Raw genomic sequence first — 18,656 nt, forward strand, 5'->3', positions numbered from 1 at the left:
CATCGAAGAGGTTCGCAATGAGCACTGAGAGATTCGGATCGAGGTTCGCCTTCCTGGCGGCGTCCATCGGCATGGCGGTGGGCGCGGGCAACATCTGGCGGTTCCCCCGTGTCGCGGCCGAGTGGGGCGGCGGCACGTTCGTGATCGCCTGCGTCCTCATCAACCTGGTGTGGGCGGTGCCGCTGCTCATGGCGGAGTCCTTCATGGGCTCCAAGAGCCGTTTGGGCACCGTCGGCGCCTTCCGCGACTTCGTGGGCCGGCGGTTCGCGTGGATGGGGGGCTTCATGACCCTCGTCACCCTCGGCATCGCGTTCTACTACTCGGTCGTCTGCGGCTGGGCCCTGCGGTACTTCGTCCACTCGCTCACCGGCGCGTTCGCCGACCCCGCACTGGACACCCAGGCGACCTGGGACTCCTTCACCGCCAGCCCGGCGCAGACCATCGGCTTCCACCTCCTGGCGATCGCGCTGATCGGGGTGATCGTCGCCCGGGGCCTCAAGGGCGGTTTCGAGAGCGTGCTCAAGATCGCGCTGCCCGCGCTGTTCGTCATCATGGCGATCCTGGCGGTCCGCGCGCTCATGCTGCCGGGCGCCGCGGACGGCGTCGCCACCATGTTCGCCGTCGACGGGACCGACTTCCTCGACGTGCGCGTCTGGCTGGAGGCGGCCTCGCAGGTCGCGTTCTCCACCGGTGCGGGCTTCGGCCTCTACCTGACCTACTCCGTCTACTCCCGGCGGAGCGAGAACGCGGCCGGCAACGCCCTGATCGTGGCCGGCGGCAACTACCTCGTGTCGCTCTTCGCCGGTGTGGCGGTGCTGGGCACGCTGTACGCGCTGGGCTCGGCCGCGGCGGCCGAGGAGGCCGTCGCGGGCGGCAACGAGGGGCTGGCGTTCATCTACTTCGCGCGGCTGTTCCCCGAGATGTCGGGCGGGGTGTTCTTCTCCGTGCTGTTCTTCCTGGCCCTGGCCATGGCGGCGCTGTCCTCGCTGATCGCCTTCGTCGAACTCGCCGCGCGCAACCTGATGGACATGGGCGTGCGCCGTCCGGTCGCGGTCGGGTCCGTCGTGGCGGCGTCGGCCCTGGCCGGGATCCCGTCGGCGGTCGACCTCGACTTCCTCGCCAACCAGGACTTCGTCTGGGGCATCGGCCTGCTGGTCAGCGGCATCATGGTCGCCGTCGCCATGCTCAGGTACGGGCTCGGCAGGGCCCGTGCCGAGATCCTCGGCTCCGCTCCCTCCGGAGTCCGCGCGTGGTGGACGGTGTCCATCGTCGGCGCCCCTCTCCTGCTCGCGGTGCTGCTGGGCTTCTGGGTCTACCTGTCGGTCGCGGTGTACGCCCCGGACACCTGGTGGAACCCGTTCGACCCGTTCAGCCTGGCGACCATGCTCGGCCAGTGGGCGCTGGCGCTGGCCGTCGTGCTGGCGCTCAACGGCTTCCTCGCCCGGAGGATCAAGGCCGGTCCCATGTCGGGCGCGCCCGAGCCCGGGGAGACCACCGACGCCTCCGCGGCCCGAGCGGGATCCGTGCCCGAACCCGAGTCCGACCGCTAGACACGCGGTCCGTCACCACCCAGGAGTCGGAGGCAACAGATGCCGATCAGCGGTAGCCAGAGCGAGGCCGTCCACCAGTGCGAACTCGACCTGCGGCGGGAACTCGGTCCCGGTGCCGAGGAGACCGTCGACTTCGGACCGGGACGCCGCGCCCAGTACTCCGGTGACGCGTCCAACTACCGGGTGGTCCCCGCGGGGGTCGTCACCCCGCGTACGGCCGACGAGGTGGTCCGCGCGGTCCGGGTGTGCCACCGCCACGGGGTGCCGCTGGTACCCCGCGGCGGCGGCACCAGCGTCGCGGGGAACGCCGTCACCGAGGGGGTCGTCCTCGACCTGTCACGGCACATGGACCGGATCCTGGAGCTGGACCCCGAGAACGGCCTGGCGCGGGTGGAGCCGGGGGTCGTCCTCGACGACCTGCGGGCGGCGGCCGCTCCCCACGGGCTGACCTTCGGCCCCGATCCCTCCACCCACAGCCGCTGCACCCTCGGCGGCATGATCGGCAACGACGCCTGCGGCTCCCACTCGGTCGCCTGGGGCCGCACCAGCGACAACGTCCTGGAACTGGACGTCGTGCTGGCCGACGGGACGCGGATGACCGTCGGCCGGCACACCCCACAGGAGATCGAGGACGCCGTCGCCGCCGGCGGCGAACGCGGCCGGATCCTCTCCCGGCTTCGCGCCCTCGTGGAGCGGAATCTGGCCGACATCCGACGGGAGCTCGCGCGGTTCCCCCGCCAGGTCTCCGGCTACCCGCTGCACCGCCTCCTCCCCGAGAACCGCTTCGACCTCGCCAAGGCGCTGGTGGGCACCGAGGGCACCTGCGTGATCGTCGTGGCGGCGACCGTCCGACTCGTGCGCCTTCCACCGCACCGCCGCCTCACCGTGGTGGGGTTTCCCGACGCGGTCGCCGCGGCCCGGGCCACCCCCGCGATCCTCCGGGAGCGACCGCTGGCGGTGGAGGGCATGGACGTCGCCCTCGTCGACGCGGCACGAAGGAAGAGCACGGGCCACCTGGACGCCATCGAACGGCTCCCGCCCGGCAAGAGCTGGCTCTACGTCGAGACCGGAGGGCGGACGGCCGAGGAGGCCGAGTCCGCGGCCCGGTCCCTGGCGGACCGGTTCGGCGAGCGTTCCGCGAACGCGGTGATCGTGGCCGAGCCGACGGCCCAGCGGCGGTTGTGGAGCATCCGGGAGGACGGGGCGGGACTCGCCACCCGCCTGCCCGACGGCGGGGAGGCCTGGCCCGGATGGGAGGACGCCGCCGTCCCTCCCGAGAACCTGGCCGACTACCTGGAGGGGTTCGAGGACCTGATGCGGCGCCACGGTCGGCGCGGCGTCGTCTTCGGACACTTCGGCGACGGGTGCCTGCACGTGCGTATCGACTTCCCCTTCGCCTTCGAGGGGGGAGCGCGGGAGTTCCGGGACTTCGTGACGGAGGCCTGCGCGCTCGTCGTCCGCCACGGGGGCTCGTTCTCCGGGGAGCACGGCGACGGCCGGGCCCGCGGGGAGTTCCTCCCACTGATGTACGGTCCCGCGATCATCGAGGCGTTCGCCGAGTTCAAGGCCGTCTTCGACCCGGAGGACCGGCTCAACCCCGGGGTCGTGGTGCGGCCCCGACCCGTCGACGCCGACCTGCGCGTCCGACCGCGTCCGAGGCTGGACGTCACACCGGTGTTCTCCTACGGGGACGACGGCGGCGACATGGCCGCCGCCCTGCGCAGGTGCGTCGGCGTCGGCAAGTGCCGGACGAAGCACTCCGCGGGAGTGATGTGCCCCAGCTACCAGGTCACCCGCGACGAGAAGGACTCCACCCGGGGGCGGGCGCGCGTGCTCGACGAGATGCTGAACGGCGGCGTCATCGAGGACGGATGGCGCTCGACCGAGGTACGCGACGCACTCGACCTGTGCCTGTCCTGCAAGGGGTGCAGCCACGACTGCCCCACCCAGGTGGACATGGCCACCTACAAGTCCGAGTTCCTCCACCACCACTACCGCTGGCGTCCGCGCCCGGCCTCGCACTACTCGATGGGATGGCTGCCCCTGTGGGCCCGGCTGGCCCGCCCCGTGGCCGGGCTGGTGAACCGGGTGACCGGATCCCCGGCCGCGGGCCCGCTCAAGCGCCTCGGCGGGATCGCCCCCGAGCGGTCCATCCCCCCGTTCGCCCCGGAGTCCTTCTCGACCTGGTTCCGCGGGCGCTCCCCGGCGCCCGGCGCGGGTGAGCGCGGCACCGTCCTGCTCTGGGCCGACTCGTTCGGCAACGCCCTCAACCCCGGTCCGCTGCGCGCGGCCACGGAGGTCCTGGAGGACGTCGGCTTCCGCGTGGTCGTGCCCCCGGGCACCCAGTGCTGCGGCCTCACCTGGATCACCACGGGCCAACTCGACGTGGCGCGCCGGGTCCAGCGCCGCACCCTGAGGGCGGTAGCGCCTCACCTCGACGAGGTGTCCGCGGTCGTGGGAGTCGAACCGAGCTGCACGGCCGCGCTGCGCACGGACCTGCCGGACCTGCTCTCCGGCCACCCCGACGCGAAGCGGCTCGCGGGGATGACGAGGACGTTCGCCGAGGCGCTCCGCGAACTCGCGCCGGACTGGGCTCCCCCGGAGCTTCCCGTGAGCACGCTGCGGCAGACGCACTGCCACCAGCACGCGGTCATGGGCGACACGGCCGACGCGTGGCTGCTGGCCCGCATGGGCGCGGACGACACCAGGCTCGACTCCGGCTGCTGCGGCCTCGCCGGGAACTTCGGGTTCGAGAAGGGGCACTACGAGGTCTCCGTCGCCGCCGGGGAACGCGTGCTCCTGCCCGCCGTCCGCGCGGCCGAGGAGGACGTGCGCGTCCTGGCCGACGGCTTCAGCTGCCACACCCAGATCCGGCAGGGGACCGGGAGACGCCCCCTGCACCTGGCCGAACTGGTCCGCGAGGCCCAACTGGGCGCCCGCCGGGCCCGGCCGTCGTCCCCCGGATGACCAGCCCGGAGGACAGGCGGCGGGACGGTGCGCGGAGAACACGGCCTCCGGGGGCCTGGCGCGGGACGTTCGGTTGCGCGAGGATCACGTTCGGTGTCGATCGCGAACGCCCCGGGCACCCTGGGTCCCGCCCACACAGGGATGTGCGGGTGTTGTAGGGGCGTTCATCCTGGTTTCACCGTGGCGTGTGGAATCTCGGACAGGGTCGAGACCGGCCGGTGGCCTCGTCCACCGGTTGACCAGCACCGTCCTCCGCGTCGGCCACCGGATTCCCCGCCCGGTGCGGCTCGGAGGAGCAGTCACGATCCCGAGGAGAACGTGTGTCCGAGTCCGCGCCCCGCCGCCGCACGCTGCCGTTGATCGGCCAGGTCGGAGGCGGGCGTTCCCGCGCCACGTGCAGACTGCGCTGTGGCGACGCCTGCTTCCACCCCGCCCCCAACACGAGCGACAACGCCTACTTCGGCGACATCTTCCAGAACGTGGTCTCGCGCCGCGCCGCGCTCCGGACCAGCGCGGTCACCGCCGGAGCCGGCGCCCTCGGATTCGCCGCCCTGAGCCCCGCCCACGCCGACCGGCGCCCGGGCCGCCCCAAGCGCAATCCCCGTGCCACGTTCCGCAGCGTGCTGCCCAACAACGACGACCAGATCACCGTCCCCCGCGGGTACGAGCAGCACGTCGTCATCCGCTGGGGCGAGCCGGTCGTGCCCGGCGCGCCGGAGTTCGACGTCCACAACCAGTCGGCCGAGGCCCAGGCGCAGCAGTTCGGCTACAACTGCGACTACGTCGGCTTCCACGAGCTCGACGACGACCGCGCGCTCCTGTGGGTGAACCACGAGTACACCAACGAGGACATCATGTTCCCCGGGTACCCCGGCGGCGACGAGGCCGACCCCGAGCTCATCCGGATCGCCATGGCCGCGCACGGCGGCTCCCTGATCGAACTGCGGCGGGTGGGCCGCACCGGTCAGTGGAAGCTCGCCGGGGGCGAGCGCCCCTTCAACCGGCGCGTCACCGCGACCACGCCCTTCCGCATCGCGGGCCCGGCCGCCGGGCACGAACTGCTGCGCACCGAGGCCGACCCGGCGGGCACCGAGGTCCTCGGCATGCTCAACAACTGCTCGGGCGGCATGACGCCGTGGGGCACCTTCCTCAGCGCCGAGGAGAACTTCAACCAGTACTTCAACTCCGCCCCGGGCACCCGCGAGACCAACCGGTACGGGCTGTCCACCGGCGCGTCCGACCGTCGCTGGGACCGGGTCGACGAGCGCTTCGACCTGTCCCAGCACCCCAACGAGGCCAACCGGTTCGGGTACGTCGTCGAGATCGACCCGCTCGACCCGGAGTCCGCCCCCGTCAAGCGCACCATGCTCGGCCGCTTCAAGCACGAGGGCGCCAACACCCGCCTGACCGAGGACGGGCGCGTCGCCGTCTACATGGGCGACGACGAGCGCTTCGACTACATGTACAAGTTCGTCAGCGACGGCCGCTACGTCGAGGGCTCCCGCCGCCGCAACCTCACCCTCCTCGACTCGGGCACGCTGTACGTGGCGCGCCTGGAGGGCAACAGCCCCGCCGAGGAGATCGACGGCTCCGGGGCACTGCCCTCCGACGGCGAGTTCGACGGCACCGGCGCGTGGATCCCGCTGTGCAACGCCACCGAGAGCTTCGTCGACGGGTTCAGCGTCGCCGAGGTGCTCGTGTACACCCGCCTGGCCGCCGACGCCGCGGGCGCGACCAAGATGGACCGGCCCGAGGACTTCGAGGCCAGCCCGGTCACCGGCAAGGTCTACTGCGCGCTGACCAACAACTCCGCCCGCGAGCCCGGCCAGGCAGACGAGCCCAACCCGCGCGGCCCCAACCGCTACGGCCACATCCTGGAGATCGTCGAGGCCTACGACGACGCCGGGGCGACCTCCTTCACCTGGAACGTCCCCATCATCTGCGGCGACCCCGAGGACGACGACACCTACTTCGCGGGCTTCGACAAGTCCAAGGTCATGCCGATCTCCGCCCCGGACAACCTCGCCTTCGACGCCCAGGGCAACCTGTGGATCTCCACGGACGGCCAGCCCGGCAGCCTGGGCCACAACGACGCCCTGCACGTGGTGCCCGTCGAGGGACGCTTCCGCGGCGAGCTCAAGACCTTCGCCACCGTCCCGGTGAGCGCCGAGGCCTGCGGTCCGTTCGTCACCCCGGACAACAAGACCGTCTTCCTGGCGCCGCAGCACCCCGGTGACGACGGCACCTTCGAAGCGCCCACCAGCACCTGGCCCGACGGCGACTTCCCGCGCCCGTCGGTCGTGTGCATCTGGCACTCCCGCCGCCACGACGTCGGCAGGTAGTCCCGGTCACGGGTCCGGCCACCGCACGCCCGGTGGCCGGGCCCGCCCGCGTTCCCGGTGTTGACAACCGTCTCCGCCCTGTCCGCAGAATGGTCCATGGCCACCTACCCCTCAGTCCCCGACGGGGGCGCCGCCCCCGTCGACGCCGCCCCCGTCTCCGACTCCGCCGAGGCGACCGACCGGCTCCTCGCCCGCCTCGACCTCTTCGACCAGCGTCCCGACGCCCGGGCCCTGCGCGCCCGGATCACGGAGCTGCTCGACATCGTGCCCGGCGTCCGCGCGGTCGACGTCGGGTGCGGGTCCGGCCTCGCGGTCGCCGAGCTCGCCGACCTCGGGCTGGCGGCGGTCGGGGTCGACCCGGACCGGAACATGCTCGCCCGCGCCCGCGCCCGCCGCCCCGACCTGGACCTGCGTGAGGCGGGCGCCTACGAGCTGCCCTTCCCTGACGGCTCCGTGCACCGCTACCGGGCGGACAAGGTCTACCACGTCCTCGACGACCCCGCCCGCGCCCTGGCCGAGGCCCACCGGGTGCTCGCTCCGGGCGGCCGCCTGGTCCTGGCGGGACAGGACTGGGACGCCTACGTCATCGACTCCGACCACCCCGGCACCACGCGCGCGATCGTCCGCGCCAGCGCCGACGCCCTGCCCGCACCGCGCGCGCCCCGGAGCCAGCGGGCGCTGCTGCTGGACGCCGGGTTCGAGCGGGTGGGCGTCGAGGGCCGCGTAGTGGCCTTCACCGAGAGCGACGTCCTCGGGATGCTGCTCGGCATGGCCCGGGCCGCCGCGGCCGCCGGGGCGATCAGCGAGGAGCGGGCCGAGGAGTGGACGGTCGACCAGCAGGACCGCGCCGAACGCGGACGGCTGTTCGTCGCCGTCCCGTTCTTCCTGGTCAGCGCTGCGAAGCCGACCGAGGAGGCGCTCGTCTCGTAGTCGGCCTGGCGGGTGGCGGCCGTCCCGGCCCGCCCGCGCTCACGGCACCGGGACCGGGCGGTCCCTGCGCACGACCGCCCGGACGCCCACCGGCTGGAGCGCGAGCGCCGGGCGGGGCCGGACCCGCTCCGCCCCCACCAGCTCCAGGCGGACGCGCGCCCGCAGCGCCGAGGCGATCACCTCGATCTCGCGCAGGGCCATCGCGGCCCCGACGCACCCGCGCTGACCCCCGCCGAACGGGAAGTACGCGTAGCGGTGGGCGGGACCACCGCCGTCCAGCCAGCGCCGCGGCCGGAAGGCGGCGGGTTCGGCGAACCACCGCTCGTCCCGGTGGGTCACCCACTGGCTCAGTCCCAGCACCGTCCCGGCGGGCAGCGTGTAACCGCCCGCCTCGAAGGGGCGCACGGCCTCCCGGCTGATCACCCACGCGGGCGGGTACAGCCGCATCGCCTCCTTGGCGGCCGCCCCGGCGAAGCCCGTCCCCTCTCCGCCGGGGCGCCCGCCCTCGGCCACCCGGCCATCCGCCTCGGCGTCCCCGCCCAGGGCGAAGAACAGCCAGGTCAGAGCGTCGGCGGTGGTCTCGTATCCCGACATCAGCAGTGTCGCCAGTTCGTCGCGGACCTCCGGGAACGGCGCTGGGGGATCGGCTTCCAACAACCGGCCCAGCGCCGTGGCCCCGCCGTCGGGACGGTGCCCGTCGACCAGCTCCGCCAGCACTCCGTCCAACGCCCGCAGCGATCGGCGCAGCTCCAGGTTGACCGGGGTCGGCACCCAGCGGGGCAGGCGCGGGGCCGAGGTCAGCCGCATGATCGCCCCCACCGCGTCGGACAGGGCCCGCCCGCGCGCACCCAGCTCCCTCCCGGCGACGTGCTCGGCGCCGACCCGCATGGCCAGGTCGGACATCGCCTCGTGCACGTCGATCTCCTGACCGTCGCGCCAGGTGTCGGCCAGACGCGCGACCGCCTCGCGCGCCGCCGCCTCCAGATCGCCCAGCCGCCCGCTGCGGAACGCCGGCCGCAGCCGGGCGCGCTTGCGCTCCCAGTCGGCGCCCTCACTGTTCATCGTGGCGAGCGGGAAGCCCGTCCCGCCCCGACGCCGGGCGCCCGGCCGGAGCTTGACGACGGTCTCGCCCCGGTCGACGAGGACGCGGCCGATGTCGTCGGGGTGGGCGAGCAGGACGTTCGAGGGGGTGAGCGCGACCACGTCGCCGTGCTCGCGCGCCGCGCGGGTGAGGAAGCCGAGCGGGTCGAGGGCGTAGTCGGCGACGTTGGCGGTGCCGCGCCCGTCGTGCGGGCCGGGAGGAGTGCGCCCCGGAGCGGTCGGGGAGGCGGTCACGGCGTGCGCCTCCGCCGCGGGGCGGACCCGCGCCGCGGCGGCGGCACGGGTCCCGGAGTCCGATTCGCCAAGGCGTCGGGCCTAGTAGTAGATGTAGGGGGCGGTCAGGCGCTGGTCGTCGACGAGGCCGAGCCTGGCGGCGATGCGGTAGGCGACTCTCTTCACAGGGCGGGTCCCTTCCACGCGGTTCCGGACCCGAGCGGGGCCGGATAACGGCGGAATCTACCGAGCGCCGCTCTGGCGAACAACTGTCCGAGGGGTGAGGCGCATCTGTCGCCGCGGTGGTGTGGACGTGGCGGCAGGGGGCGTACGCCCGGTCTGAATTGCGCCGTCCCGCCACTGGTGGCCGACTGTTCGGAATATCGGAGTCAGAGGTGACACCGTGTTCACACGGCCCGGGCCGTTAGGGCCCTGCGTCCAGGGCGGAGGGCGGCGCTAGGGTGGGTCCGCCGGGACGGACGAGCACGGAGGGACGGACGGACGTGGCCGATCTGGGGACCAGGCTGGGGCGCCGGGTGACGGCGGCCGCCGACGCGGCCGTCGCGCGGCGCGGAGCGGTGTCGGTCCTGGACACCTTCACCGCGCTGGGCTGGGTCACCGACCGGGCGGTGGACACCTGGCGCCAGGGCCGGGTCGACGCGCTCCAGGAGCTGGTCCAGGCGCCGCTGGACACCCAGCGCGCCGCGATCGGACTGCTCACCGCCTGGGCGGGGGAGCGCGGTATAGAACGGCGCGAAGGCGAGTACCTGGCCGCGGCGCGCGACCGCAGGGAACTGCGCTTCACCTCCGACGCCGCCCCGGACGACGAACGCGGGTTCCGCGGCCACTGGGTCTCCCCGACCGCGACCGCCGCCCAGCGGGGCAGGGAGGAGCGGCGTCGTACGAAGGCCCCCGACCTGGAGGTCCAGGAGGCGGAGGGGCCGTGGGAGTGCGCCTCCTGCGGACTGGCCGACGAGGGACCGAAGCTGGTCGAGGACGGCGCGCCGCACTGCCTGACCTGCGTGGACCTGGACCATCTGGAGTTCCTGCCCGCCGGAGACGCCACCCTGACGCGCCGCGCGAGGAAGGAGAGCGTGCTCTCGGCGGTGGTGGTGCGCTGGGTGCCCTCGCGCCGCCGCTTCCGCCGCCTGGGCCTGCTCGTCGAGGAGCGCGCCCTGGCCACGGCCGAGGAGCAGTGCCTGGCCGACGACGACGCCCGCGCCCGCCGCCGCGAACGCGACGCCGTGCGCAGGGCCGCCCGGGACGTGGTCTTCCAGGAGCGCTTCGCGGCCGAGATCACCCGGCTCTTCCCCGGCTGCCCCCACGACCGCTCCCGGCGCATCGCCGAGCACGCGGGGGCACGCGGCAGCGGTCGGGTGGGGCGCTCCGCCGCCGGGCGCGACCTCGACCCCGGGGCGGTGCGCCGCGCGGTCGTGGCCTCCGTCCGGCACGAGGACACGCCCTACGACCGGCTGCTCATGGAGGGGGTGCCCCGGGAGGAGGCCAGGGCCCGGATCGCCGACGGCATCGACCGCGTCCTGGCCGGGTGGGCCTGACCGTCCGGGGCCGGTCGCCGTTCGTGCCCCACCGCGCGGCGGCGAACGATCACCGCCCCGGGCGGTGCGGTCTACTCTTCGGACCCCTCCGACTCGACCGTGACCGTGCCCGCCGTGCCGTCGACCGTGATCACCTGACCGGTCCGGATCTCGCGCGTGGCGTCGCGCACGCAGATCACGGCGGGGATTCCGTACTCGCGCGCCACCGTGGGACCGTGCGCGACCGGCGAGCCGGTCTCGGTCACCAGCCCGGCCGCCGTCATGAACAGCGGCGTCCACCCGGGGTCCGTGGTCGGCGCGACCAGGATCTCCCCGGGCTCGATGTGCGCGCCGGTCGGGTCGCGGACCACCCGTGCGCGCCCGGTGGTCCGACCCGCGGCCGCGGGCATCCCCGGCAGCGTCCCCTCCTCGGCCTCCGGGCGCGGCAGGACCGCCTCCACGTCGGTGCCGTCGGACATCAGCAGGGCCGGAACACGGGGTCGGCGCACCTCCCGGTCGTGGACGGCGCGGCGCGCGGTGACGGCGGAACGGTGGTCCGCCCCGTCGTGCACGGCCGTGCGCACCTCGTCCAGCTTCAGGAACACGACGTCGTCGGCCCGCTCCAACAGGCCCCTGCGGACGAGGTCCCCGCCGATGAGCAGGAGCTGGCGACGCATCTCGGCGAACGGGATCAGCCAGGAGAACTTGGCGAGCTCGCGCGATCCGGTGAGCTCGCGCGAGCGGCGCATGGCGAAGGAGGCGATCCGCCCGCGGACCGGGCGCCTGGCGCGTCCGCGCAGCGACAGCTGGCCGATCGTCCTGCGGGCCCGCAGCGCCGCCCTGTCGAACCTGCGGTCGGGAGCCTGCTCGGGGTCCTCGACCCGCAGGTAGTTGGCGATGGTGGCGAACAGCGGGGAGGGGTCCTCCGCCCAGCGCGGCGTGCCGATGTCGACTTCGGCCGCGGCGCGGTGGCCGTACACGTCCAGGAAGTCAGCCAGCCCGATGTCGGGCAGTGCGCCCCGGCGGTACATGCCGGTGAGCTCGACCGGGTCGGTCTCCAGGAAGAGCGCGCGGTGCTCCCGCGCGTTCCCGGCCACCCGCCACAGGGCCAGGTCCATCTCCGTGGTGACGTTGTGCGGCATCCCGCCGAGGACGGCGTCGAGTTCGTCCTCGGTGGCCACACCGTGGAGGAGGGCCGAGGGGAGCGTGCCGAGGATGATCCCGGCGAAGGTCGGCCAGGTCACCGCCAGCATGGGGGCGCCCAAGATGGGGGCGTAGGCGTCCTCGCCGACGAAGTCGAGCCGCTCGGCGGCGGTGGCCTCCGGGCCGGGGCGGGGCTGGTTCCGGAAGGCGTGGAGCGCGCGGTCCACCCTGGCCCTGGCCCTGTCCGGACGGGCGATCGTCGCGGCGATGTGCGCTGCGGCGGTCGGCAGGATGCGCGCGCCGAACCTCAGGGCGGGGCCCGGGGCGAAGGGCAGGCCGGGGCGCGGGGCGAACCGCGGGTCGTCGAGGAGGTGTTCGATCGCGCGTTTGACCTGCGGCCCGTAGATCTCCATCGCCTGGGGGAGCCGTCCGCGCACCGGCGCGCTGCGCATGAAGTCGGTGAGGTCCAGGTACAGGCGCCCCCCGACGGGTGTGAGGACCGAAGCCCCCTCGCGCGTGTCGACGTCGATGCCGTGGAACGAACACCACTTCACCCAGATGTGCGTCAGGCGGTCCATGCCCATGGGGGTGAACGGCCGGAGCATGCCCTGCATGTGCCCGGCCTCCATGTACAGGCGCGGGCCCGGCTTCCCGGTGTCCGGGGGCAGGGGGAAGAGGGTGGTGATCGGTCGGGACTGGAGCAGCCACAGGACGCCGTCGGCGTCGTAGGCCCACTCCACGTCCTGCGGGGAGCCGAAGTGCCCGGCCAACCGCCTGCCCGCCGCGCGCAGCTCCTCCAGCCGCGCCGCGGTCAGGCACCCGCCCTCGATCGCGGCGGCCGGTTCGCCCTCCACCAGGACGTGGTGGTCGGGGGTGACGCTTCCGTCCACCACGGCCGTGCCCAGCCCGGGGGCGGCGTCCACGACCATCCGGGACCGGCTGCCGGTGAGCGGGTCGGCGGTGAACAGGACCCCCGCGACCGTCGCGTCGACCATGCGCTGCACGACGACCGCCATGCGCGTGTCCGCGCGGTCGATTCCGGCGGCCTCCCGGTAGGCCACCGCGCGTTCGGAGTCCAGCGACGCCCAGCACCGGCGCACGGCCTCGACCAGGGCGTCGGTTCCGCGCACGTCGAGCACGGTGTCCTGCTGCCCGGCGAAACTGGCGTCGGGCAGGTCCTCGGCCGTGGCGCTGGAGCGCACGGCGACCGGTCCGCCGCCCAGCCGCCCGTAGGCGGCGGTGAGCTCGTCGGCGGGAACCGTCCCGGAGGCGTGCGCGGCGGTGGTCAGGCAGAAGCCCGGCGGCACCCGCTCGCCCGACGCGATCATCTCACCGAGACCGGCGGCCTTGCCGCCCACCGTCCCGATCATCCCCGCGTCGATCCGGTCCAGTCCGATCACGTTCATCCCGAAACCTCCTCGCGGCCTTGGCGAACAGCTCCATCGCGTGGAGCACCGCCGCGCGCTCGTCGTCGTCCAGGTGGTCGAGCAGCTCCAGCTGGGTTCCGGCACGGACGGCGTCGATCCGGCGCAGGACGGCGTGGCCGTCGTCGCTGATCCGGACACGCCGCACCCGACGGTCGTCGGCGTCCTCGCGGCGTTCGACGAGGGCCCGGCGGACGAGCTGGTCGACCAGTCGGCTGGTGCGCGACTCCGAGCGGCCGATGAGCGCGGCCAGCTCCTTGACGGTCGGCCCGTCGCGGCGTTGCAGCACCTGGAGCAGGGCCAGGTGCACGATCCGCAGGTCATCGTCCTCGCTCACCCGGAGAGTGGTCGGGAGCAGGTCGCGCCGCATCTCCCCGAGGACGCGCATCAGACGTTCGTGGTCGTTCATGTGCCTCAACGCAGTAGCTGCTGATGAGCAACTAATATACGCCCCCGCCCAGAGCCCGTCCAGGGATGGGCGACCGCCTGAACACGCCCTTTGCGACGCCTGTTCCGGCATGGTCGAATCGTGGTGCCCCGTCCGATCCGAGCGTGGAAGGACCCCCGTGAACGTTCGCCCCCAGTGGTGGGTGCATCCGGTCAACACCCTGATCGCCCCGGCGGCCGGGAGACCGCCACGCTCCCCCGAACGGTCCTTCGACGCCGCGATGCGCGCCGCCTCCCGGCGCAGCGGACTGCCCTGGCTGCCCGACGAGCCCTTCCTCTCCGACCTGCGCGTCCTGCACGAGGCCTGGCACGCGGTGCCCGACCTCACCCCGATCGGCCGGATCAGCGTCCAGGCCGAGATCGTCCGGCGGCTGGAGACCCGCCTGCGCGTTCTCCACCTGCTCGACGTCCACCCGGAGGTCGCCGAGGAGCCGATCGACCGGCCGGTGGTCATCACGGGCCTGCCCAGGACCGGCACCACCTTCGGACACGGCCTCCTCGCCCAGCACGCGGACGTGCGCGCCCCGCAGCTCTGGGAGCTGTGGAGCCCCGTCCCCGACACCGGTCGGCCGGGGGAGCGCACCCTGAGCCGACGCGAGCGCCTGGCCAGGGCGCGCACCCTGGTCCGGTCCATGGACGCGATGATCCCCGGCTTCCAGACCATCCACCCGATGCACCCGCTCGAGCCGGAGGAGTGCGTCTTCGCCCTCCCGCACGGCTTGAGCCACCACGTGCGCGCGCCGGTCCCCGGCTACCGGGCGTGGTTCGAACGTCGCGACGCCGTGCCCGACTACCTCCACCTCAGGCGGCAGCTCCAGGCTCTGCAGTGGAAGAGGCCGCGGCGGCGCTGGGTGCTCAAGTCGCCGTTCCACCTGCTGACGCTGGAGGCCCTGCTCACGGTCTTCCCCGACGCCACCGTGGTGCTGACCGACCGGGACCCGGCGCGCGCGATGGCGTCGTGGGGCAGCCTGGCCGAGGCCGGGATGAGCGTGCACTGCGCCGACGTGGACCCGCGGTGGATCGGCCGGGAATGGCTGGAGATCTGGTCGCGTGGCGCGGAGCGGGCCAGGGCGCTCCGCCGCGCGCACGACCCCGGACGCTTCCTCGACATGCCCTACGGCGAGCTGACCGCCGACCCGGTCGGGACGGCCGAACGGCTCTGGCGGCGGATGGGCGAGGACTTCGACGCCGAGTCCCGCGCGCGGGCGCTCGCCTACACCCGGCGCGACCGCAGGAAGGACCCGGGCGGGCACCGGTACGGCCTCGACCGCTACGGGCTCGCCCCCGACCGGGTGCGCGCCGCGTTCGGGCCCGACCCGGTGGGGGCCGGGGCCGCGCGCGGCTGAGCCTCAGGCGTCCGCTGCGAGGGCGGCGGCGTACACGCTCAGGTGTGTGCGTGCCAGGGAGAACAGGGGAGCGGGCACGCCCAGGTCGCGGGCGCGGTGGACCAGGTCGCCGATGATGTGGTCGGCCTCCACCGGGTTGCCGTGCGTCAGGTCCCAGTACAGCGTGGTGCTGTTGGCGGCGGTGGTGTCGGAGATGACGGACCGGGCCCAGCGCAGGAACTCCTCGCCCGGCGGGAACCCCGACGCGGTGGCGATCGCGACGGCCTCGTCGGTCATCGCGGAGGTGAACTCCGCGCCGCCGGGCGCGCGGTTGACCGGGCCGATCGTGCCGCGCATGAGGCAGGTGCAGGCGCCCAGGGTGGCCAGGAAGACCCACTTCTCCCACATGCGCTGCCGGATCGCGGGGGCGGGTGTCGCGGCGAACCCGGCGCCGTCCAGGGCCGCGTGCACACGTTCCAGGGGTTGGACTGGGGTGTCGGAGAGCGGCCCGTAGACCAGTTCGGCCAGGTCGCCGACCCGCTCGACCTCGCCCTCCGCGCCCAGGCGCGTCTGCACCAGCCCGACCCCGCCGTACACGCGGTCGGCGCCGAACCGCTCGACCAGGGCGTCGACGTGGCGCATGCCGTTGAGGAAGGGCACGACCGCGGTGCGCGGGCCCACGGCGGGGGACAGGTCCTTGATCGCGGCCTCCAGGCCGTAGGACTTCACCGCCAGCAGCACGAGGTCGTAGTCCGCGCCGAGCCGGTCGGCGGTGACCACGGACACCGGCGTGCTCTCCACACCGCCGTCCAGGTCGCGGACGCGCAGGCCGCGTGCGCGCAGCAGCTCGGCGCGCGCGGGACGGACGAGGAAGTCGACGTCGCGACCCGCGCGCGCCAGGCACGCGCCGAAATAGCCTCCGAGCGCACCCGCGCCCACGACCAGAATCCGCATGGTTCTCCCACCCTTCGTCGGCCAGCGCCGCACAACGTATGACGACGGGACGTCTCCCCGCAAGGGAGATCCCCACCGCACCGGGGGACGTTCAGGGCGTGTACCGGCCCACCCGGCGCCCGCGCTCGGCCCGGTGCCGGTCGAGCAGGGCCCCGTTGAGCAGGTGGGCCAGGTCCGCGCGTTCCATCCGGGTGACGAGCCCCGAGCGGTCCGTGCCCAGCGCCCGCGCCGTGTCCTCCAGCGACCAGTCGGCCCCGTCCAGTGCCCTGAGCAGACTGCCGCGGCGCACCTGGGAGTGGGAGAGGCGGAACGTCTTGAGGTAGGCGACGCGGCCGTCCTCGGCGGTGACCACCTCGCCGATGTGGTGGTCGCGGTCGCCCCGGAACGAGGGCAGGAACCGGCTGAGCGTGAACCCCGCTCTCGTGTACAGGTGCTCGAACGCGTAGGCGCCGCCGGTCAGCGACGGGAGCATGAGCTCGTCGTGGCCCCGGACCGAGGCGGCCCGGCTCGCCTCGACCGCACGGCGCAGGTCGGCCAGGTCGCGGACCGAGCGGGGGGCTCTGCTGTGGGCGCGCAGCAGGGGCGAGGCGTAGGGGTGGCGGCGGCGCGCGACGGGCCGCGAGAACAGGAAGTGCGCGACCTCCTCCGGCAGGCGCACGCGTGCGTGGCGGGTGGCCGTGCGCAGCCCGGAGCGGTACTTCAGCGCGTCCAGGGCCAGGTCGGGCCGCGCACCGATCCACGCGCGCATCGTCGCGCGGGTGCGGCGGTTGTTGACGCGCCGCGCGGCCAACCGCGCGAACAGCCTGTAGACGCGCTGGGGCGGCATGAGCGCCAGGCGGCGGCGGATGAGCGCGTTCTCCCGTGCGCGCTCGTGCGCGGGGGCGTCCGGCCGGGGGCGGGCGAGCAGGTTGGCGATGACCAGCGCCGCGTTGTGGTCGTTGACGTGCAGCGCCAGGGTGGCCGGGTACAGGTCGGGGAGCGTCTGGTGGACGTACGCGTGCAGGAAGTCCAGGGACAGCCGCTGCCGCCCCGCCGCTGGGTGGAACTCGTGCTGCCCGGAGGAGGACATGGCCGCACCGGCGAAGAGGAGCAGGTCCTCGCAGGCGAGCAGGTCGGCGTAGGTGCCGGTCACGGAGGCTCCAGGGGACTGACGGGGGGACGGGCCGGGGAGTTGCGGCGCGAACGGCGTGAATGATGCTTGCAGAGCAGTTCTCGGAAGTCGCGGCCTGAGTCCCACGGCCCGTCGGGCGCCGACGGTAGCAGGGGCGACCGACAGCGCGGAAACGGATTTCCCGGACGCTCAGGGGTCGAACCGCCACCGGGTGGGGCCGTGCGGCGCGTCGTCGGAGGGGAAGGCGTAGACCGTCGTCGGCACCACGGTGTACACCGCGTACGGCGGAGGACCCGCGGTCGGCGCCCCCTCGGCCCCGGTCAGCGTTCCGTCGCCGGCCTCCGGAGCCCAGCCGTACCGCTCGGCGTAGGCGCGCGCGACGCGGCGCACGCGGTCGCGGTCGGCCACCCGCTGGGCCGACCCCTCCACCACCAGGTCCATGCCGCCCGCCTGGAAGGCCAGACTCACGTGGGGTGCGGCCGACAGCAGCCCCGCCTTGACCGTGCCCTCGCCCGAGGCGAACCACGGCTGTCCGGACACCCACACCGCGAGCACCGGCCGGGTGTGCGGGCGGTGGTCGGCGCGGGGCACCGACAGCCAGTAGGTGCCGGTGTGGCTCTCCAGCAGGGGCAGGGTCTCGGCCCACGATCCGGGCGCGCCGCCCGTCAGGGCCTCGGCGCGGGGGGTCTGGGGTGTCACGGGGTCTCCTTGTCGGTCGCTCCGGCGTGTGCGGACCACGCTAGTCCGGGGCGCGGACACCTTCGGGGATCCACGCTGGGCGCGTCGGTCAGCGCCCCCGTCGGCGGACGGCGGAGGCGGACAGGACGAAGGCCCCGAGCGCGCCGGGAGACGCCGGGTCCGCGGGGTCGGTGGGGAGTGCCGCCCGGCTCAGTGGCCCCGCGGGCCCCCCTTCCCGGGCCGGGCGCGGACGTGGACGCGTTCGCCCTGTCTGCCGAAGAGGCTGAGGATCTCGGCGGGGCCCTCACCGTCGGTGCCGAACCAGTGGGGGAGGCGGGTGTCGAACTCGGCGGCCTCACCCGCGGTGAGGACCACGTCGTGGTCGGCCAGGACCAGGCGCACGCGCCCGGAGAGCACGTAGAACCATTCGTAGCCCTCGTGCGTGCGGGGCTCGGGCGTGCTGCGCCGGGCGGGCAGGACCATCTTGAAGGCCTGCAACGGCCCGGGGACGGTGGTCAACGGCACCACCGTGCTTCCGTGGACGCGTCTCGGCCGGAGCCGCACGCGCGGATCGCCGACCTCGGGCGCGCCGACCAGCTCGTCCAGGGGGATCTGGTGGGCCTGGGAGATCGGCAGCAGGAGTTCGAGGCTGGGACGGCGTTGGCCCGACTCCAACCGGGACAGGGTGCTCCGGGAGATGCCGGTCGCCTCCGACAGGGCGGCCAGCGTCAGGCCGCGGTCGGTGCGCAGCCGCCGCAGCCGGGGACCGACCTCGGACAGGGCGCGGGTGGTGGTGGCGGGATCGTGCACGCTCCCATCCCACCCGCCCGGCGCGGGAGTGGCAAGCGGGCGTGCCGTTTCCGGGAGAACGGGACGTCGCCGGGCGTGGACGGCGGTCCGCTTCCCGGAAACGGCAACGGAAGTTGCCCCGCTCCG

The 18,656-nt window shown here is 74.1% G+C and carries 14 protein-coding genes; 6 read left to right on the forward strand and 8 right to left on the reverse strand.

Annotated features, from left to right (window positions below; genetic code table 11):
- Positions 1 to 17 precede the first annotated feature (17 nt).
- From ACIBFB_RS08810 to ACIBFB_RS08825, 4 genes are all read left to right on the forward strand, one after another.
- The gene (locus ACIBFB_RS08810) at positions 18 to 1,550 is read left to right on the forward strand and encodes a sodium-dependent transporter (RefSeq protein ID WP_397227873.1); all 1,533 of its coding nucleotides are present in this window, start codon (positions 18 to 20) and stop codon (positions 1,548 to 1,550) included.
- A 39-nt stretch (positions 1,551 to 1,589) separates the two neighbouring features.
- Complete coding sequence (locus ACIBFB_RS08815; protein ID WP_397227875.1) at positions 1,590 to 4,517, forward strand: FAD-binding and (Fe-S)-binding domain-containing protein; 2,928 nt, start codon at positions 1,590 to 1,592, stop codon at positions 4,515 to 4,517.
- Between the two features lie 320 nt (positions 4,518 to 4,837).
- Positions 4,838 to 6,859: a PhoX family protein gene (locus tag ACIBFB_RS08820; RefSeq protein ID WP_397227877.1), complete on the forward strand. Its 2,022-nt coding sequence runs from the start codon at positions 4,838 to 4,840 to the stop codon at positions 6,857 to 6,859.
- A gap of 96 nt (positions 6,860 to 6,955) precedes the next feature.
- Complete coding sequence (locus ACIBFB_RS08825; RefSeq protein WP_397227879.1) at positions 6,956 to 7,789, forward strand: methyltransferase domain-containing protein; 834 nt, start codon at positions 6,956 to 6,958, stop codon at positions 7,787 to 7,789.
- 39 nt (positions 7,790 to 7,828) lie between these two features.
- On the opposite strand, the gene ACIBFB_RS08830 is transcribed toward ACIBFB_RS08825, so the two are convergent.
- Together ACIBFB_RS08830 and ACIBFB_RS08835 are read right to left on the reverse strand one after the other, a co-directional pair.
- Positions 7,829 to 9,124: a cytochrome P450 gene (locus ACIBFB_RS08830; protein ID WP_397227881.1), complete on the reverse strand. Its 1,296-nt coding sequence runs from the start codon at positions 9,122 to 9,124 to the stop codon at positions 7,829 to 7,831.
- An 81-nt stretch (positions 9,125 to 9,205) separates the two neighbouring features.
- Positions 9,206 to 9,307 (reverse strand): cittilin family RiPP precursor, encoded by a 102-nt coding sequence (locus tag ACIBFB_RS08835; protein WP_358564091.1) that lies wholly within the window; start codon positions 9,305 to 9,307, stop codon positions 9,206 to 9,208.
- A gap of 299 nt (positions 9,308 to 9,606) precedes the next feature.
- On the opposite strand from ACIBFB_RS08835, the gene ACIBFB_RS08840 reads away from it, so the two are divergent.
- The gene (locus tag ACIBFB_RS08840) at positions 9,607 to 10,659 is read left to right on the forward strand and encodes a DUF2293 domain-containing protein (RefSeq protein ID WP_397227884.1); all 1,053 of its coding nucleotides are present in this window, start codon (positions 9,607 to 9,609) and stop codon (positions 10,657 to 10,659) included.
- 71 nt (positions 10,660 to 10,730) lie between these two features.
- Here ACIBFB_RS08840 and ACIBFB_RS08845 read toward each other — a convergent pair whose 3' ends face one another.
- Positions 10,731 to 13,187: a PEP/pyruvate-binding domain-containing protein gene (locus ACIBFB_RS08845; protein WP_397227886.1), complete on the reverse strand. Its 2,457-nt coding sequence runs from the start codon at positions 13,185 to 13,187 to the stop codon at positions 10,731 to 10,733.
- A complete protein-coding gene (locus ACIBFB_RS08850; protein WP_397227888.1) occupies positions 13,111 to 13,614 on the reverse strand; it encodes a MarR family transcriptional regulator in 504 nt (167 codons plus the stop codon). Before ACIBFB_RS08850 ends, ACIBFB_RS08845 begins: the two co-directional genes overlap by 77 nt.
- Positions 13,615 to 13,771: 157 nt before the next feature.
- Here ACIBFB_RS08850 and ACIBFB_RS08855 point away from each other — a divergent pair, with 157 nt between their 5' ends.
- On the forward strand, positions 13,772 to 14,998 hold the full coding sequence (locus ACIBFB_RS08855) for a sulfotransferase family protein (RefSeq protein WP_397227891.1): 1,227 nt from the start codon (positions 13,772 to 13,774) through the stop codon (positions 14,996 to 14,998).
- A gap of 3 nt (positions 14,999 to 15,001) precedes the next feature.
- Here the strand turns inward: ACIBFB_RS08855 and ACIBFB_RS08860 are convergent, their stop codons facing one another.
- From ACIBFB_RS08860 to ACIBFB_RS08875, 4 genes are all read right to left on the reverse strand, one after another.
- On the reverse strand, positions 15,002 to 15,931 hold the full coding sequence (locus ACIBFB_RS08860) for a ketopantoate reductase family protein (protein WP_397227893.1): 930 nt from the start codon (positions 15,929 to 15,931) through the stop codon (positions 15,002 to 15,004).
- 91 nt (positions 15,932 to 16,022) lie between these two features.
- The gene (locus tag ACIBFB_RS08865; protein WP_397227895.1) at positions 16,023 to 17,063 is read right to left on the reverse strand and encodes a hypothetical protein; all 1,041 of its coding nucleotides are present in this window, start codon (positions 17,061 to 17,063) and stop codon (positions 16,023 to 16,025) included.
- A gap of 168 nt (positions 17,064 to 17,231) precedes the next feature.
- Positions 17,232 to 17,741, reverse strand: coding sequence for a pyridoxamine 5'-phosphate oxidase family protein (locus tag ACIBFB_RS08870; RefSeq protein ID WP_397227897.1), 510 nt, complete (start codon positions 17,739 to 17,741; stop codon positions 17,232 to 17,234).
- A gap of 189 nt (positions 17,742 to 17,930) precedes the next feature.
- Positions 17,931 to 18,530 carry a helix-turn-helix domain-containing protein gene (locus ACIBFB_RS08875; protein ID WP_397227899.1) on the reverse strand — a complete coding sequence of 200 codons (600 nt, stop codon included), beginning with the start codon at positions 18,528 to 18,530 and terminating at the stop codon, positions 17,931 to 17,933.
- Positions 18,531 to 18,656: the final 126 nt, after the last annotated feature.

This window comes from Nocardiopsis sp. NPDC050513 (assembly GCF_044457925.1).
In the GTDB taxonomy this organism is placed as follows: domain Bacteria; phylum Actinomycetota; class Actinomycetes; order Streptosporangiales; family Streptosporangiaceae; genus Nocardiopsis.

What these genes read in the sequence shown, in the direction of transcription:
- ACIBFB_RS08810 (WP_397227873.1), top strand. Translation starts at nt 18, where the DNA reads ATGAGCACTGAGAGATTCGGATCGAGGTTCGCCTTCCTGGCGGCGTCC.
- ACIBFB_RS08815 (WP_397227875.1), top strand. Translation starts at nt 1,590, where the DNA reads ATGCCGATCAGCGGTAGCCAGAGCGAGGCCGTCCACCAGTGCGAACTC.
- ACIBFB_RS08825 (WP_397227879.1), top strand. Translation starts at nt 6,956, where the DNA reads ATGGCCACCTACCCCTCAGTCCCCGACGGGGGCGCCGCCCCCGTCGAC.
- ACIBFB_RS08845 (WP_397227886.1), bottom strand. Translation starts at nt 13,187, where the DNA reads ATGAACGTGATCGGACTGGACCGGATCGACGCGGGGATGATCGGGACG.
- ACIBFB_RS08850 (WP_397227888.1), bottom strand. Translation starts at nt 13,614, where the DNA reads ATGAACGACCACGAACGTCTGATGCGCGTCCTCGGGGAGATGCGGCGC.
- ACIBFB_RS08860 (WP_397227893.1), bottom strand. Translation starts at nt 15,931, where the DNA reads ATGCGGATTCTGGTCGTGGGCGCGGGTGCGCTCGGAGGCTATTTCGGC.